This window comes from Pseudomonas sp. LBUM1655 (genome assembly GCF_059716085.1).
In genome coordinates, this window is record NZ_CP166801.1 from 6,105,099 (window position 1) to 6,121,985 (window position 16,887).

The window sequence follows — 16,887 nt, forward strand, 5'->3', positions numbered from 1 at the left end:
CTCGTGCAATTGTTTCAAAAACGGATACAGACCATGACCGAAGCTGCTCTCGCCCCCGAATCTCCGCACGCTCCGTCTGTTATTCGGCTGCTGCTCAACAAGCTGGGCATTGCCTACGAAGAAGTGCTCGACCACCACGGCCTTAATGCTTCGCGCAAAGTGCAAGCCGTGTTGCTGGACGACGCGGTCGGTGCGCTGATGGTGCTGTTTCCCCAGAGCCAGTTGCTGGATCTCAACCGCCTCGCCGAACTGACGGGCCGTCGCCTGACCGCCGTCTCCACCGAGCGCCTGGAAAAGATGCTCGGCAAACACAGCCTGAGCCTGCTGCCGGGCCTGCCCGCGCTGACCAGTTCGCCGTGCCTCTACGAAGAAAGCCTGCTGCGTGAGCCGAAGTTGCTGATCAACTCCGGCGAGCCGGGCGTGCTGCTGGAAATTGCCAGCGAAGCCTTCAAGACCATGCTGACCAAGGCCAGCGCCGCCAACTTCGGCGAAGCCCTGAGCAGCATCCGCCCGAACCTTGATCGCCCGGACGACGACCGCGAGGAAATCACCCAGGCCGTGCAAGCGTTCACCGCGCGCCGCATCCAGCAACGCCTGGAAGCGACCATCGAAATTCCGCCGCTGGCCGAAACCGCGCAGAAAATCATCAAGCTTCGTGTAGACCCGAACGCCACCATCGACGACATCACCGGCGTGGTCGAAACCGACCCGGCGCTGGCCGCACAAGTGGTGAGCTGGGCAGCGTCGCCATACTACGCTTCGCCGGGCAAGATTCGCTCGGTCGAAGACGCGATCGTCCGCGTGCTCGGTTTCGATCTGGTGATCAACCTCGCGCTGGGTCTGGCCCTCGGCAAGACCCTGAGCCTGCCGAAAGACCATCCACAACAAACCACGCCGTACTGGCAGCAGTCGATCTATACCGCCGCCGTCATCGAAGGCTTGACCCGCGCCATGCCGCGCGCCCAGCGCCCGGAAGCCGGCCTGACGTATCTGGCGGGTCTGCTGCACAACTTCGGTTACCTGCTGCTGGCGCACGTCTTCCCGCCGCATTTCTCGCTGATCTGTCGTCACCTGGAGGTCAACCCGCACCTGTGCCACAGCTTTGTGGAGCAGCACCTGCTGGGTATCAGCCGCGAACAGATCGGCTCGTGGCTGATGCGCTACTGGGACATGCCGGATGAACTGGCCACCGCCCTGCGCTTCCAGCACGACCCAAGCTACGACGGCGCCTACGCCGAATACCCGAACCTCGTCTGCCTGGCCGTGCGCCTGCTGCGCAGCCGTGGCATCGGTTCCGGCCCGGATGAAGACATCCCCGACGCCCTGCTCGAACGCGTCGGCCTGACCCGCGACAAAGCCAACGACGTCGTCAGCAAAGTGCTTGAAGCCGAAGTCCTGCTGCGCGAACTGGCTTCGCAGTTCAGCCAGGCCTAAACGCAAACAGGCCCTCTCCCTCAGGTTTTACACAATCCCTGTAGGAGCGAGCCTGCTCGCGATGAATCCAACTCGGTCTATCTGACTGACAAAAAACCAGTGGTGAGGGGATTTATCCCCGACCGGCTGTGCAGCAGTCGCATACCCAGCCCCCATAGCGTGTCTTGTGCAACGAAGATCAAGCCAGGTAACGGATCATCCAACCGCCCTCTACAATGGGGGATCCTTTGACTGCATATTCACCGCACACAACAATCTGACCCTGAGCCGTAGTTGTCATATCGAACATGACATCCAGCCAATTACGATTATCAAAAACAACCCAACCCACTCTGTTAAAGGTCAGATCCAATTCGCCCGTCAGCAAATAACGTGCGGTCAAGGCAAGGGTGTTATCCGTCTGAGCATCGCTGCCTGTAACACCTGAAATGATTAGCTTGTCATCGCCATCGCCGCCGAAGGCGCAACGACGCCAGGTCTGACCCATATCCGTCAACTTGGAGTAATGCGGTTTGCCTCCATTGAAGACCAGATTGAAATCGCCATCCCGGTTCAATACAAAAATCGCCCCTTTGGCCGAATAAAGACCTTCAAAAACGTCTCCGACGAGAGCGATCAAGCCATCTTTTCGCCGCACAGCAATGTCACTAATAACCAGTTGATCGCCCTGGCTGGGCAACATCAAGGTCGAGAAAAGCGGGTCTTGTTTTCCATTTGCGTTAAAGCGTGTGACATACATGCCTATATCGTTGCCCGGTGTGAAGTACGGACCGAATACCACTAACTTTCCATCTGCCTGAATGGCCAGGCCCGAGCCATAACTCCCGGTCGTCCCCTCCAACTCGACAAAAGCCCTACCGGTTCCGTTGAAGGTTTTATCAAACGTGCCATTCGAATTCAGCCGAACAACCAGCCCCTTGTATTCGCCGACGGAGTAATCAGCGGCGGAAGTCATTACGACTATCTTGCCATCTGGCTGCTCAACCCCCGCCGCCAGAGAATTGCCATCGCCCTTGCGGGCCGCATGAATAGGGTCAGCAGCTTTTCGCTCACCGAGATGAGCTTCCATTTTTTTTGCCTGATCAGGCGTCCCGCCACTCAAGGGATCCAGAAATACGACTCCGCCGTCTCCAAAACTTTCGTCAAGACGACCATCCTTGAGGAGCCGGATGATCGCCACTTTGCTGTAGGCTTCGTCTTTTTTTCGGGCTTCACAGGCAATCAGCACCCCAGCATCAGCTAACAGGCCCGCCCCTAAGATGAAAGGTATGTGCGTATCAGGAAAAGAGATCTCAACAAAGCCTTGCTGTTCGGTACCAAACCCCGTTCCAGCATCAATCTTTCCGCCGGCAGTCAATCGCACCACCGCAAAACCGACCGGAAAACCTGATAAACGACTCACGGCAATCAACTTACCGTCGGGTAATGAAACAACAGCCTGAGGCGCCAGGCTGGATACCTCGGGAAACGCCCAATTGAGTACGCCACCGTCGGCAAACGTCGGATCGAGCGTCCCCGCCTTTGCGGTGTCCTGTGCCTGAGTCATGATCTTGCTCCATCAAGTTTTTATGAAAGCCCTGCATCCAGGACTCGAACTTGAGTAGAGCACTGCGACTAGCGTTTCCACACCTGATAGAAATAACAGTCAGATTGTCTTTGGAAGCCATACCACCGACACAAGAGGCCAATGCTGATAGCTGCACCACCGCCCTCGCTACACCAACTCAAACCTTAGGCTTGGCCTTGCGCGGCCTCAAATACTTCATCAATCCCTGAAACCACATCACCAGCGCCGGGTTGCCCTTGATCTGGATCGACTTGTCCTGAATCCCCTGCATAAACGCCAACTGCTTGTTCTTCGCCTGCATCGTGGCAAAGCCATAAGCCGCATCTTTAAAGGCAATCGCAAACGCCGGCTCGGCATAAGTGCCAGACTTGCTGGTAATCCGCTGATTCTTCACCACGAAATGCCGCGCCACCTTCCCGTCCAGCGTCTGCATCTGAAACACCAGATCCTTGTCACCCAACTGCTGCTGGAACGCAGGATTAGTCCGACTGGCCTTACCCATCAACAGACCCAGCATCCACAGAAGAAAACGAAATTTCATGCGCACAGCCTCAAAAGGAAAATGAACGGCCGGCGCAGTGTAAGGGATTCAAACGATAACGCCACTATCTGCCTCTATTGGAAGAGGATGCAGACCATTTCCCGCACGATGACTACCAAGTCACGATTCAGCGTTCAGCCGCTGATCGTTCCCATGCTCCGCGTGGGAATGCATCCCGAGGCGCTCCGCGTCTCACCATTCACCTGTCCTACACCTGTTGAAACACATCCCTGTAGGAGCTGGCGAAGCCTGCGATCTTTTGATCTTCCGCCCTGCAAATCCATGGGAAATTTCCTGCAAAGTGCCGGGCTGTCCATGAACTAGGCGAGTTGGTGCGATGTGGATAGGCTCTGTGGGTCGCCGCAAAATCGGTGGCCGGATGTGCAAGTCCGAACTCGGGGAAATCAATTAACTGCTCAGGATTTACACCGATGACCGATGAAACATTCAGCACTGAAGCAACCTCGCCCTACGAATCCCCCAATTCGAAGAAATTCCACGAAGCCGCCGAGCGCGCCCTCGACCACCATTTCAAACCCGCCGCCGAACCCCGCCCCAAACGCGAAACCGGCCTCTTCAGTCTCTCCCCCGGCACCGACGCCGAAGCCCTCATGGCCAACGCCTCGGAAGACCTGCTGTCCATCAACGTCATCGCCTGCGACCTGGCCGACGACCTCCACGGCTCCCGCCGCTCGGTCGCGCTGGCCCTGAGCAGGATGGCGGACGGGGTGCGGTTGATGGTCGAAGGGATGCTCGATCACATTGAAGTACGGAGTGTGAAGACCAAGCCGTAACGGGATTTGCGGATGGAAAAAAGGGGACGTTAAGTCCCCTTTCTGCAGCTGTCTGTAAAAAATCCGGACACAAAAAAGCTGCCAATCAGGCAGCTTTTTTGAGAATCCGAAACCTTCAACCGGCCAGTCGACCAACAGGCTCGAAATCACTGCCGTTGGACAGAGCAACATCCAGAAAGCGGCTGCGCTTACCAGAGCGCTTGGCCAAAACTTCACGAGCTTCAGCCTGGAACCGGGCAGCCATCATAGGCTTTGGTTCATGTTTGGACTTTTTCATGGAAACCTCTCGGGTCTCGAAATTTGACTGGATGTTAGAGGCTCGACGCCCCCAATAACAAGTCAACTACAAGGGAATATTGAGTCCTTTTCTGTCAGCGGACAGGTAAACAAAACGCAGGAAACGCTATTAAACCAATCATTGCATCAACGATTCATAGGCAACTGAAAACGCATACGAACAATGCAATACGCGAAGTCTTCACGAAACAACCGGCCAACCATTTCGCAGTGCCCATCAGCGTATTGTTTCCAAAGCGGATCGTCGAAGGCTGCTCCGCCCAATCGCTCCATCGAAGTCGCCAGACCTTTTTCCCGGTCCTGCCCAGCCATGGCCGTGGCGGCTTTGTAAAAACCGTCCAGCGGTAACCCGGTTTGCAGAGCAATCAACTCTCCCAAACGTGCGTTGGTTGTTTGCACCAGACACCCAAGCCTATCAATCGGCGCTTCAGCACCCGGGAACGTGCCTTGATAGATCTCCTCGCAAAACCCTTCTTTGAAGCGCACCCAATTCTTCTGCACGTCTTTGAGTTGCATCTTTTCCGCAGGCGCTAAACTGACCAGCCCTTTCTTATATTGCTCATTCAAGGCTGCATCGACTTTCTCGAAAGTCTGCTGACCGCAGATGATCAAATCGCGATTGGTAAAGCTGTCAGGATTGCAGGCTTCCTGCGCATGCGCTGGAACCAGCGAAGCAGCCAAAAAAACACCCGCGATCAGCTCAAAGAACGTCTTGAGTTTGATCATGATCCGGATCCGGATCCGCCAACACTGCGCTCAACCACCCTCGCCGGGATCTTCGAAGCCTTTCCCGCTTCCGACATACGCGATGCATATTGCTTGTACGCCGGCACCGCTCGCTCTTTATCGTTCATAGCCCAATAGCTATCTGCGAGATTCAGGTAAGCCACCGTCCGCTCTGGGTTGTGTGCAATTACCGCATTCAACAGTTCAATGGACTCTACGTAGTAACCCGCTTCGCCGAGTAGAAAACCAAGGTCGTTGGACCAGCCAGGATGCTGTCGGAAGTAGTACTTTCCGGTGATATAACTCTCCGGAGAGCACGCGCCATGTGAGTCATCGCCCATCAGTGCCTCACTCATCACTCTTTTGAAAGAGCTGCTGTCACCCTTCCGATACGCCGCCAACGCCGTATCCAGCAGGTCCGCCGAATAGACTGTCATGAGTTTTCTATAACCGTCCTGAGGTCCGCTAATGTTCGCAGCGCGCAGCTTTTGAAGAGCCTCGAACCCATCGAAGGACGCCAGAGTGATAGAGCCCAATGTCCGCACCGGCAACTCCGCCACGCTGATGAGCGAGCGATCGCAATACTCGTTGTTAACCAACTGCAATATTTGCTTTAGCTCAAACTGCCTTGAAATTCTATTGAAGGCGAACAACAGGTTGAAGTTGTAAACAGCGTTATCTTCTTCGCTGGTTACCAGCGCGATGTAATCCCCAGCCTCAACGAACGGCTGCTTGACCACAGCTTCCTCAGCCTGCGGATCAATGACCGTCATGACGCCAGGGCGACCTTTGAGTACATGGACGCTGAATACACCCTGAAGCGCAGACGAGTACTGACTCTTGATCAGAGGCAGCGCCTTCGACGTATCGAGCAATATGTCCTCGTCACGCGCTTGTTCCGGCGCAATCAACAATCGGTTAGAAACTTCGTCGGCATCGCCCGCCAGCACAAATACCTTTTGCCGTGATGCATCACCCAGCAAGCTAGCCGGAATTTCCTTCAGGACTTGTGGGGCAGCGAGTGCGTATGAAGTGGTTAGCAGCCCAAGGCTCAACACGATAAAGCGGAAGAACATATTCACTGTTTCAGTCCCTGAATTTCAGATCGCTCAACGACGCGTTGCGGAATCTTCTGCGCTTTACCGGCGGCACTCATCGCGTCGCGGTACTCGCGGTAATAACGCTGCGCTTCTTCTTTCCGATCAAGGCGCCAGAGTGAATCGGCGATGTTCAACATCAGCACTGTGCGTTTGCCGACAGCCTCTACGCCGCGATAAAACTTCAGCGCCAACTTATCTTTACCGCCCTCGGCCAGATAAAAACCCAGGTCGTTGTACGCCTGAACATTTTGCGCCGGGGGATGGCACGCCATGTAGGACTCTGGACTTAGAAAGTTCAGGCTCGATTCGATGGACTCTGCGCGGGACTGCGCAGCTTTGATGGTCGAGATATATTTCAACCACTCCTTCGGGGACTCCGTTTCCAGGATAGGCGTAAGGACTTCGCCATCTTCCGAAAACCACTGATTACCCACCCATTTACCGAGACAAAAACGAGGGGAACGCTCGGCCAGCACGCAACCGGTTTCCATGGAGATCACATCGCAATGCTGTTGCGACACGAGTTTTTCTTCTTGATTCTCGTCCGACAACATGCCGAAGACCACCGGGTCGAGCAATAAGGTTTTCTTGTCAGGACTGAGCCAATCCGAGTGTCCATCGGCGCCAACATCAGCACTGAAGAGCGGGAAGGTTTTGCCGTTGGCGGTGAACCATGCGGTCGCCGAATCCACACCGGGCATCGTCCATTTTGTCGCTCTAAACGTCACGGAGTGCCCATCGATACCGACTATTGGCGGGTCCTCGGCAAGGGCACTTGTGACGGTAAGAAGGCAGCTGATCATCAACACCCACTTAAGGCTGGCCATAGACGATCCTCTTCACCGCCGGGCTTTCTGACATTAACTGTCTCTTCGTAACGCCATAGGCCTTGATCAGCTCGTCTCGAGATCCCTTCGAGCCAAACGAGCGCTGGTTATTATCGAAGCTGTATTGCTCCAATCGCCCTGCTGTCGAGTAATACCCATGCCACTCCGCGCAGGCACCACAACCGCCATACCCGCCTATCGAAACAAGACTGCCCTTGGTGCCTTCCACGCAATCCATCGCCACAACAACATTGCTCAACATCTTCCTCTTCGCACCGTCGGAAGTGAGTTGTGAAACTTTGCTGATATCGCGTCGAAGCACCTTGCTACCGATGTTGATGGTCTGGTCGGAGCAGACCGGGATGACGTGGGTTTCCGCACCATCCACTGTCACGGATCGGCAGGACGACACCAACACCACTTCAACACCGCCGCACTGCATGACATCGCGCTGGGTAAAGGCGTCCGAAGGCGCGGCGAAGGCTGGCAGAGAGAGCAGCAGCGAAAGGCTGCCCGCGAGAAAACGATGCATCCACTCACTCCTCATCCATCGGCGACGATTCCACGTCGGTCATGCTCAGCAGCCGAAACTCATTGTTCACAAACTCGTAGTAACGATCCCGGTTACCGCTTTCCAACGCGTTCCCCTGCGCATCTTCTTCGCCGTCGAGGGTGATGCCGGACACGATGATCAAGCGGCTCTCGGGTTGGTAAACCATGCCGAACGTGCTGCCGTCGTAAGCATTCGGCAGACCGCCAACCACTTCACCGGTCTGGGCGTCCAGCACTTCGCCGCAAATGGTGCTACCGCCACAGCCGAGCCTGTGCAGGATGTAATGGCCGGCGAAGTTGACCTTGCCTTTCAGGGCTTGCACCCGTGCCTGATCCATCATTGGGCTGCTGTTTTCTTGCGGCACCAGCTTATGGTTGGGGCCGGTGAAAACTGGCGTGACGGTGTAATCCTTGAAGGTTGGATCGGCAGCGAATGCCATGGACGCGGCAGCCAATATCAAGCTGCCGAGAAGAACCGAAAATCCTTTCACGTAGTAACTCCGTAAATGCAGTGGGGACCGTCGGCTTACTCAGCCTGCCCTTCATAACGCTGTGCCTGCGGGTCGAATTGCCACAGATGTGGCCGGGTCATGGCATTTCCACCCTTGTAGAGAATCCGCCCGCGCCTGTCCCTGATGTAGGAGTAGATCTCGATGTCCTTGAACTCACCTCCCCTCTTGGGTGGGCCGTCCAGAACTTTGACCCCGGCGAGGTAATCGCCGCCCGAATACCTCAAATAACCACGGCACTGGATCAGGAAGGCAAATGTGCTATCCATTGATGAGCCAATGCCGACGCGGGAATTGAAGATGAAGTCTTCGATGCCATCGCCATTTAGATCGCCGCGAAAAACCACGTGGCCCGGCTCGATAGAAAATTCTTTTCCATCGAGACTGGAAAGTATGTCTTCCGGATGTTCACTGCTCTGCGACCATGGCGATAAGAAATATTTTGAGTCAGCTTCCTGATTGCAAACATCTGCCGCCATAACCGCTATCGGCAACCAGCTCACACATAACACCAGCAATCGTTTCACTTCGTATCCTTCGAATTGATCAATTCCAACTCACCATCCCGGTACAACACCTCACACCCCACCCACGCCGGATCAACCTGCGGCATCACCGCCGACGGTTTGCGCAACTCACGCAGCAACGTCGAGCCATGGGACAACCGCCCACCCATCCGCGCAATCACCGCCCGCGCGGCTTGATAGTGCGCATGCCGCCCCGGATCGAGGGTGTCTTCCAGCAAGATGTCCTCACCGAGAACACCCTGCACCTGCCCTGGGTAGATCATGAACCCGGTGGCCTGCTCAGCGCCCTCGCGACCGTCCTGCCAGAAGCTGCCGTCGCGGCTTCGAATGTCGGGATGCGGCGCGAACCAGTGCTCGCGATCCGCCAACGGCATAGCGTGATGCAGGCGGAAGAAGATGCGCATCAGGTTGTCGCGATACCACTCGCGCACTTGCAGGTAGTAACCACGCAGGCCCGGCAGTCCGGCCGAATGCGCGAGGCGGATTAGCCGTGACCATTGCGGGAATGGCTGGAGCGGCAATTCGCTCGCCGTCGGCCGAGGGGTGGCCGGATCGGTCTCCCACGGCAATCGATGCGGGCTGTTTTCGAGGTTGTCGTAAGCGGTCGGCGGACGCCCCAGCCAATCGCCGCCACTGCTGGCCAGCGCCGTGGCGATGCACAGGTTGCCTTGCACCACGAACACATAAAACCGAGTGAACCAGTCGGCCAATTGTTGGCCGCCGGCACCTTGGGCGACGAGTTCGGCAAGCTCTTGATCGAAGCGCTGCAAACCACGCTCAAGCGTCAGCAGATGACCACGGGCAATGTGTTGCATGCGCAGGAACAGCGGCAACGAGCGCAGCATCTTCAGCGGCTGCCACGGCAGGTGCGGGGTCGCGCCGCCGACTTCACCGGCGTAATTGCTGGCGCTGATGCCCCAGTCGGCGAGTCGGGCGAGAAATAGGTCGTTGTTGATGTAGGACGCGCCGCCGAACAACGCGGTGAACGGCTCGTTGTCCTGCAACACCCGCGCATCCCAGCGCGCCATGATTGCCGGAATACTTGCCGCAGCGCGACGCTGGGCGTACTCCACAAAAACGCTAGGTTGCGGCGGCAAGATCTCGGCGATGTTCGCGGCGGTCAGGTGCCGGCGCCAGCCGTAATCGCTGATCGGGCGGTATTGCAGCAGCCACAGTTGCGCGCCGTCCCAGGCCCATTCGACGTCGCCGGGCACATAGTGGAACACCCGCAACACGTCTTGCAGAAAGCGCCACAGCATGTCTTCGGTCAAACCGTGAGACTCGGTGAACGTGCCGCTACGCCAGGCATCGCCAAGCCGCGAAAGCGTTGCCCGCGATGGGCTGACATGACCGTCGGCCAACGACTCCAGATGGCCTTCAACCCATTCCAGTTCTACCGACAGATGCCGCACAAACGCGATGCCGGAAACGATCGGCGTGATAAAGCGCTGCACCACAACTTCCTCGACGCCTTCGGCGGTCAATTCGGCGATGCGGTTTGGCACGTTGGAGCGCGGCTCGCGCAGGTAAGTCGTGCTCAACCCGGCGTTGGCCGAATCGGCCTGATCTTCGCCGTAACTGGAGGAGCGCACCGCCCAGGTCACGTCGAGTTGGGCAGCGAGAAATGTTGGCAGACGCGGATCATTGCAATCGTTGAGCGCCAGCGCTGCCGGCACCGGTTGCCGGGCCAGCTCAGCCAAGCGCAAACGCCCGCCCTTGGTGTGCGCAACAAACCCGCGCACGCCTGACTCCAGCCACTGCACGAACTGCGCGGGCGCGTCGATCCACGGGTAATGACCCCAACCGGGTTTGAGGCTGATGGTCAGGTCGGCGCGAGCGAGAATCGCCGACCACGCCGCCGCTTGCTCGATGCCGAGCACGGCGTCCTGATCGCCCCAAACCAGCTCGACCGGATCGGTGATCCACTCCAGCAGTGGCAGCGCAGTATCAGCGCGAATCAGGTCCCAGTGCGGCACGAACGCACGGCAGCGCGCATAGCCGGCGCCCATGCGCTGGTACTGCGCGGGCGTCCAGGTCTGGTTGGAGAACTTGCGCGCGAACAGCGTGGGTTTGTTCGATAGCAGCCAGTGAATGGTCTTGCGGATCGGCAGCGGCGACATCAATGCCGGCAAGCGACGCTGCCACAAAAACGCACCGACCGGCGCCAACAGAACACTGCGCGAAAAGTGCCCTGGCCGACGTTGCAACGCATGCAGCACCAACAACGCATTGACCCCGACTGCCATGATCGCGCTGCCCTGCTGCGTCATCGCCAGCAACGTCTGCGCGTAGTCCGCCAGATCCTCGCAGGGTGGCTGCGGATTGGCGCCGAAGCCCGGCAACTCCAGCGGCACCACGTCGTAGCGCTGGAAGTGCGGCAGCGCGTCATCCCACCAATCGGCGGCGCTGCCGTTGCCGGCCAGCAGGTACATCAACGGCTTGCTCATGGACGATCCTCAGGTCAGATCGCGCAGAGCGGCGTCGAGGGTTGGATAGCGGAATGTGTAACCGGCCTCAGTCAAACGCTGCGGTACAACGCGCTGACCGTCGAAAAACAGCTCCGCCATTTCCCCAGCCAGCGCGCGTACTGGCGCCGCCGGAATGTGGAACCACACCGGGCGCTTGAGAACCTTGCCGGCATGGGCGGCGAACGCTGCCTGAGTAACCGTTTCGGGCGCGACCATGTTGTAAGTGCCGACCAGACTTTCATCGTCGAAGGCACGGGCGATTACCTGAAGCACATCGTCGCGATGCACCCAGCTCATGATCTGCCGACCGTCGCCCATGCGCCCGCCGAAACCCAAGCGGAACGGCAGCAGCAACGGCGTCAACGCACCGCCGGGGCCGAAGACCACGCCAAGACGCAGCACCACCTGACGCACGCCGAACTCCTTGGCCGGTTGCGCGGCGGCTTCCCAACGCGCGCAGAGTTCGGCCATGAAACCGTCGCCCTTGCTGGCGTGTTCGTCGAGGTTTTCACTGGCATCGCGTACGCCGTAGAAGCCGATGGCCGAGGCTTGAATCCACAGCGTTGGTTTGTGCTTGGTGTTCTTCAGCCAGGTTATCAACGCTTCGGTGGTGCCGACTCGGCTGGCGAGCAGTTGCGCGTGACGTTTGGGAGTCCAGCGTGGGCCGGCGACGGGGGCGCCGGCGAGATTGATGATTACGTCGAAGGTTTCGTCGTGGCTGAGTTCGCGGAGCGAATGCACGCAGCGGGCGCGGCCGTTGAATAGATTGGCTGCTTTCAATGGATCACGTGCCAGCACACTCACGGTGTGGCCGGCGTCGAGTAATTGGTTGACCACCGCCTCGCCGATAAACCCGGTGCCGCCGGTGATTAGCACGCGCTTGTAGGCGCTGCCGGCAAACGGGTTGGACTGACTCGGAATTTTTACCGAAGGGGATTTCCGGCGGTCATGGCGGTACAGCCAAATCAGCGGCGGCAACAGCACCAACAGGGCAAAACCATCGAGCCACAGATGCGACCAGACCTGTTGTTGCGCTGACAGCCACATGTCCTGTGGCGCCCATAACAAGATGCCGGCCATCAACCAGCCCCAAAATACCGGGGCCTTCAGGCGATTGCCCAGGTGCACCAACGCAAGCATGTACAACGAATAACTTTGCAGCGTCGCGCCGAAGAGTGCGAGCCACCAGACTTGTTGTTCGTGGCCGGCGGCGGGTACTGCGTCAGTGCCCCAGAATGCTAGTTCGAGAACTTGCAGATAGCCGTCGAGTAAACCGGAATGCCCGGCCCAGGTCAGGGTGAGACCGGCGAGTATGTGCACGATCGCGGCGGCGTACAGCCAGAGCACTAGCGCGGGGCGAAGCGAAGTCGAGGGGGCTGGCATTCCGTGTCCTGAGCGCATTCCTTGGGGGTGGGGAGTTTAAAGGAAAAGCGTAGTCGTCAGACGTTCAACCACGAAACGTTTTACCGTGAGGGATTCAGGCTCAACGCGTGCGAAAGCGCATCAAACATGACTGCGAACTTCAAATGCAGTGACTTGCCTTGATCGGCTCTGTGACCTGCGATCCCAATCGCTTCACATTGTCGATGCTCGACTGATCACCTTTGTCAGCCGCCATTTGATAACAGGCTAACGCTCGGGACATATCCTTCGTTCCCAACTCGCCACCCTCAAAGGTAGAAGCCAGATAACTCATCGCGTCTGTGGAACCCATGGTAATCGCCCGAATGACCTGCTCTTCTGCCTGCTTGGGATGGAGGCAAGGGCCGTTGTAGTCGGTGGAGTTTCCGACACAAAAAAACGTGGCATAGGCCAACGCGCCACTCGGTATTTTCGAGGCCGCTTTGAACAGCGCATCAACCTTAGGGGTTTCCAACTGAGACGCCATTTGCGAAAGGCTCAGGCTTGCCGCCGAAAGACTCGCCTGTGCGTCACCCGACTCTGCAGCACACACAAAATTCTCCAGGGACGCTTCAATCAACTCCACGGTCAGCGGGTATTGCTCAAGAAACCCTAGCCCACCTAACGCTTCTGCACGTTGATAACAGAAGTTCTCGGCGCGGCTCATTCCAGGGTTTTCCGTTGCGACAAGATCCTTTTCGCTGATCGACCAATCCTCAATCCCCTCAAGCACCCAACATGCCTGACGAGAGAAGTTGAAGATTTTCACATTGCTGTTCCCCCCTCGCTTATCAACCACGTTGACGTGACTGTCGTCCACTTCTTCGATTTCGACTCCAGGTGTCTTGCCGGGTGTGATGGCGGCCATCAGTGGATAGCTGAAACTGGTGCCGCTAACACCCGAGGTCGAAGGCTCAAAAGTACTTCGATCCTTTCCTGCTACCGGTTTCAACACCAGCGACTTGACCGTCATCGCAGTGAGACGGCGTTGTGATTCGCTGTTGGCGGAAAACGCTGTCAGGAAAGCAGGGAACTCCTCCGAAGGACAAGCGCCGCTGGCCGGCGCCGTCGAAGCGCTCTTATCGGACGCAAGAGCAGGGACGATCTTGTCCAGATATGCCGAGCGCTCGCGACTCATTCTGGCGATGCACAAGTTGCTGACCGCCACGTAAGCAGGCTTACCCACCTCGATCTCGAACGCCTCCAACGGACAGTTCACATCGCGCAATTTCAGCCATGCACGCTGCGACTCCTTGACCTTCGCCGCGTACTCCGCGCCCAACGCAGGATCTGTTCGATAGTCAGATTCAAGCCGCGCCATCAATTGCTTGTAGCTGACATTCAACTGCGCATCGGCAGCCTTCTTCGCCGCCTCCGAGCAAGGCACCATTTCCAGACTGGAGGTGACATGGCTGCAGTCATCCTGCGCATAGGCCGCTGAAACCGGCAGCAGCACGGCCAGCAGGGTAAAAATAAAACGGTTCACAGTGTTCTTCCTTGAGTCATTCAGGCTTTGCGTTTGGTGAATCGGGTGATGCATTGCTTGGGTATGTTCATTTCCCAGTAAGTGCTGAGCAACGCCTTACGTTTTTTGTCGACGCGCAGGTTAACAAAGCCATCGCCGCAGTCCGGTTGCAACTCTTCGAACGTGCCGGTTTTGGCTTGGTAAACGAATACCCGGTAGTAGTCGTAAGTGCCCATGCCGTCATCCAGCTGCCAGATCGCGAAATCCTGGGCGCCGTCGAAATTGAAATCATCGAACTGCACATGGAGTTCGTTTACGGCTTCAAAATCGATTGTCCGAGACTCGTTGTGCGTTTCGCCTTTAACCGCGATGTTCAGCTTGGCGCCTTCGAGAACCAGCGTCGCGTCGACGCCTTTGGTTGGGCTGAACGTGGTGGTTTCGGCCAACGCCGGGATCGTCCACATCAGGCCGAGCAGTGATAACGCCAAAGTTTTGAATTGCATGTACTCGCCCTACTCCAACTTGCATCCGGACTCCAGAGAGGAGTCGATGCTGGTATTGATTCCGAAGCTGTATACCTTGCCGCTGGACTGCTTTGTGTAAGACATCGAGACGATCTGTGAGCCTTGAGTTATCAACTCATAAGTGCCCGTGACCTTGCCGTTGACGACTTCAGACCAAGTTCTGGTGTGCTGCCAGGGAGCATCCGGGTCGAGGATTTCGTTTTCTGAATCCGTCAGCACAATGGAAATGGGTTCACTGGACTTGGCGTACTTGACGAAGCCGCCCGACCATTTGCTGGCTTCGTCGTAATAAGTGCGGAGTTCGAACTTTACCGGGCTGGATTTCGAGAGTTCGAAGCAGAGTGATTCGGTAGTGACTGCGCTGTGCGCCATCAGCGGGAAGAGGCTAACCAGCAGAAGAAGTACTTTTTTCATGTTCATTTCCTTATGAGAGTCGGGTTCACTGCTGTTCCACTCCCGACTTTCTCCAGCAAAAAACCTGTCATCGGTAGGCGTCGGTTACGTGGATAGGCCGTTGTTGTCAGACCGATCCTCACTGTGTCGCAACCACTTAAACAGAAGTCACGATCTTTCGGTCTCCTGCTAAACGGCTGTCATGTTCGTCGGACATTTCCCGCAAGACGCCGAGCCACCCATGAACTATCCGCCCCTTGCTTTCACCGCTAACCTTGATGTGTCGCCGCAAAAAACGGTGACACGGACGTGCAAGTCCGGTACATATCGCCGCACAAACGCCTAGCCAGAGTTTCGAGCTTTCAAATGCTCGCTATGACGATTTATGGCGGCTGTGCGCGGGAGGTCCCTCTGGGGTCTGCCGGGTCCGATATGCCCGGTCTTGCACACCTGCGTACAGCTGCCACCTTCATTCGAATGCAAGCGAACGGGTGTCAGTCCCTATAAATACTCATATCGGGTGTATCTATGTTCAAAGTAACGCCAAACCCACCAGAAAATACTGGCACCCCCGCCGAAGAATCCCTCGACACTGCGACGCTCGACAAAGAAGCCGCCGACCGCGCCTTCGCCCACTACTTCCCGCCTACCAACGACAAACCGTCCAAACGCCGCAAAGGCAGACTTTTCACCGTCTCCAATGACATCGACTCGGAAGCCCTCTTGGCCAACGCCTCCGAAGACATGCTGTCCATCAGCGCCATCGCCGCAAAATTAGCGGACGATGTCGAAGGCTCAAACCGCTCGGTGGCATTGGCACTGAGTCGTATTGCCGATGGTGCGCAGCTCATGGTGGAACGTGCGTTGGATCATCTGGAAGAGTTGATCGCGGCAAGGCAGGAAGCGAAGACGTAAAAAAGGTAAGTGGGGACGGATTAATCTGAAAATCCGTCCCTATTCCACTGTGCAACTAGTTCTTGCTAGGTGTTATAGCCTCAAATGACGATCGAATATCAGATAACTTAGGATCACCTTTTAGATTCGACCTAGGCACACATGCTGAAAACTTGACCGTGGAACCTTTCACACCTTTCAATCCATAGAAACAGTCGAACCACAGCCCCTTTTTTTTCAATGAGAATTTGCGATCAGCAGCAGCAATGTCTTCATCAGAATCCCAAAGCATAAAAGGGGACATTAATACTCTGACTTCGGCGGAACCCGACGCTGATGAATGAGCAAGATCTACCGCTCCCGTCTGCACGCCTTGCTGAAAAGAATCATCAGCAGCGTAGTTGTATATGTATTTACCATTGTTATCGAAGCGCCCAGATGCAGCCAAGATCTTCTCAAACTCAACAGGCTCAATTAGGAAAACATTCTCATCCGTCAAAACACCTGGATTTAAATTAATGCTCGAAATAAGCTCACCATAACACACGCCATCCTCTGCTCTCACACTCAGCTTAAAACCAGGAATCTCGGGAATTACAACACCGCAATTATCTAGAGGCTCTGATTGAGCAACTGGCAAAAAAAACGCGCAGAGTGCAAAGCCAACAAACAGAAACAAATAAGCCTTCATCACAATGACCTCTTATGAAAAGCACTCGGCGGCGAAGATACTAACTCCGAAAGTAAATAATAGGCATGCTTAAAGAAGTGCCTACGCCTTACAAGGTGAAGAGCTCCCCTGTTTACTTGCCGAGTCAAGCTAAGAATTTTTGTGTCTGCCGGAAAAATGGGACAGACCACGTTTTTC

General features: G+C 56.4%; 18 protein-coding genes. 3 read left to right on the plus strand and 15 right to left on the minus strand.

All coding sequences use genetic code 11. The features are described from left to right. Positions 1-33: 33 nt before the first annotated feature. Positions 34-1,434, plus strand: a complete 1,401-nt coding sequence (locus ACA074_RS27590; protein WP_187680333.1) for an aminoacyl-tRNA deacylase and HDOD domain-containing protein — start codon at positions 34-36, stop codon at positions 1,432-1,434. Between the two features lie 178 nt (positions 1,435-1,612). On the opposite strand, the gene ACA074_RS27595 is transcribed toward ACA074_RS27590, so the two are convergent. Beyond that, on the minus strand, positions 1,613-2,980 hold the full coding sequence (locus ACA074_RS27595) for an NHL repeat-containing protein (RefSeq protein WP_489881434.1): 1,368 nt from the start codon (positions 2,978-2,980) through the stop codon (positions 1,613-1,615). Between the two features lie 178 nt (positions 2,981-3,158). After that, a complete protein-coding gene (locus tag ACA074_RS27600; protein WP_497678138.1) occupies positions 3,159-3,542 on the minus strand; it encodes an SCP2 sterol-binding domain-containing protein in 384 nt (127 codons plus the stop codon). A 431-nt stretch (positions 3,543-3,973) separates the two neighbouring features. Here ACA074_RS27600 and ACA074_RS27605 point away from each other — a divergent pair, with 431 nt between their 5' ends. Further along, on the plus strand, positions 3,974-4,336 hold the full coding sequence (locus ACA074_RS27605; RefSeq protein ID WP_497678139.1) for a DUF6124 family protein: 363 nt from the start codon (positions 3,974-3,976) through the stop codon (positions 4,334-4,336). Between the two features lie 115 nt (positions 4,337-4,451). Here ACA074_RS27605 and ACA074_RS27610 read toward each other — a convergent pair whose 3' ends face one another. The 12 genes from ACA074_RS27610 to ACA074_RS27665 all read right to left on the minus strand — a co-directional run bounded on the left by ACA074_RS27610 (position 4,452) and on the right by ACA074_RS27665 (position 15,146). After that, a complete protein-coding gene (locus tag ACA074_RS27610) occupies positions 4,452-4,613 on the minus strand; it encodes a hypothetical protein (RefSeq protein ID WP_194935780.1) in 162 nt (53 codons plus the stop codon). 146 nt (positions 4,614-4,759) lie between these two features. Next, on the minus strand, positions 4,760-5,359 hold the full coding sequence (locus tag ACA074_RS27615) for a lysozyme inhibitor LprI family protein (protein WP_497678140.1): 600 nt from the start codon (positions 5,357-5,359) through the stop codon (positions 4,760-4,762). Continuing rightward, positions 5,356-6,435 carry a tetratricopeptide repeat protein gene (locus ACA074_RS27620; RefSeq protein ID WP_497679353.1) on the minus strand — a complete coding sequence of 360 codons (1,080 nt, stop codon included), beginning with the start codon at positions 6,433-6,435 and terminating at the stop codon, positions 5,356-5,358. Before ACA074_RS27620 ends, ACA074_RS27615 begins: the two co-directional genes overlap by 4 nt. A gap of 2 nt (positions 6,436-6,437) precedes the next feature. Beyond that, positions 6,438-7,286, minus strand: a complete 849-nt coding sequence (locus tag ACA074_RS27625) for a tetratricopeptide repeat protein (protein WP_497678141.1) — start codon at positions 7,284-7,286, stop codon at positions 6,438-6,440. Further along, positions 7,273-7,818, minus strand: coding sequence for a hypothetical protein (locus ACA074_RS27630; RefSeq protein ID WP_497678142.1), 546 nt, complete (start codon positions 7,816-7,818; stop codon positions 7,273-7,275). The genes ACA074_RS27625 and ACA074_RS27630 overlap by 14 nt, the downstream gene beginning before the upstream one ends. Positions 7,819-7,822: 4 nt before the next feature. Beyond that, complete coding sequence (locus ACA074_RS27635) at positions 7,823-8,278, minus strand: hypothetical protein (RefSeq protein ID WP_489881441.1); 456 nt, start codon at positions 8,276-8,278, stop codon at positions 7,823-7,825. 86 nt (positions 8,279-8,364) lie between these two features. Next, positions 8,365-8,874: a hypothetical protein gene (locus ACA074_RS27640; protein ID WP_497678143.1), complete on the minus strand. Its 510-nt coding sequence runs from the start codon at positions 8,872-8,874 to the stop codon at positions 8,365-8,367. Then, entirely contained in the window at positions 8,871-11,321 is a 2,451-nt protein-coding gene (locus ACA074_RS27645; protein ID WP_497678144.1) for a PEP-utilizing enzyme, read from the minus strand. Before ACA074_RS27645 ends, ACA074_RS27640 begins: the two co-directional genes overlap by 4 nt. A gap of 9 nt (positions 11,322-11,330) precedes the next feature. Then, positions 11,331-12,725: a TIGR01777 family oxidoreductase gene (locus tag ACA074_RS27650; protein ID WP_497678145.1), complete on the minus strand. Its 1,395-nt coding sequence runs from the start codon at positions 12,723-12,725 to the stop codon at positions 11,331-11,333. Positions 12,726-12,864: 139 nt separating this feature from the next. After that, positions 12,865-14,229 (minus strand): lysozyme inhibitor LprI family protein, encoded by a 1,365-nt coding sequence (locus tag ACA074_RS27655; protein WP_497678146.1) that lies wholly within the window; start codon positions 14,227-14,229, stop codon positions 12,865-12,867. Positions 14,230-14,249: 20 nt separating this feature from the next. Continuing rightward, a complete protein-coding gene (locus tag ACA074_RS27660) occupies positions 14,250-14,711 on the minus strand; it encodes an XAC2610-related protein (protein WP_497678147.1) in 462 nt (153 codons plus the stop codon). 9 nt (positions 14,712-14,720) lie between these two features. Beyond that, positions 14,721-15,146, minus strand: coding sequence for a hypothetical protein (locus ACA074_RS27665; protein WP_497678148.1), 426 nt, complete (start codon positions 15,144-15,146; stop codon positions 14,721-14,723). Between the two features lie 507 nt (positions 15,147-15,653). Between ACA074_RS27665 and ACA074_RS27670 the strand changes: the two genes are divergently transcribed. Next, on the plus strand, positions 15,654-16,040 hold the full coding sequence (locus tag ACA074_RS27670; protein ID WP_497678149.1) for a DUF6124 family protein: 387 nt from the start codon (positions 15,654-15,656) through the stop codon (positions 16,038-16,040). A gap of 55 nt (positions 16,041-16,095) precedes the next feature. Here the strand turns inward: ACA074_RS27670 and ACA074_RS27675 are convergent, their stop codons facing one another. After that, the gene (locus ACA074_RS27675) at positions 16,096-16,710 is read right to left on the minus strand and encodes a hypothetical protein (protein ID WP_497678150.1); all 615 of its coding nucleotides are present in this window, start codon (positions 16,708-16,710) and stop codon (positions 16,096-16,098) included. Positions 16,711-16,887: the final 177 nt, after the last annotated feature.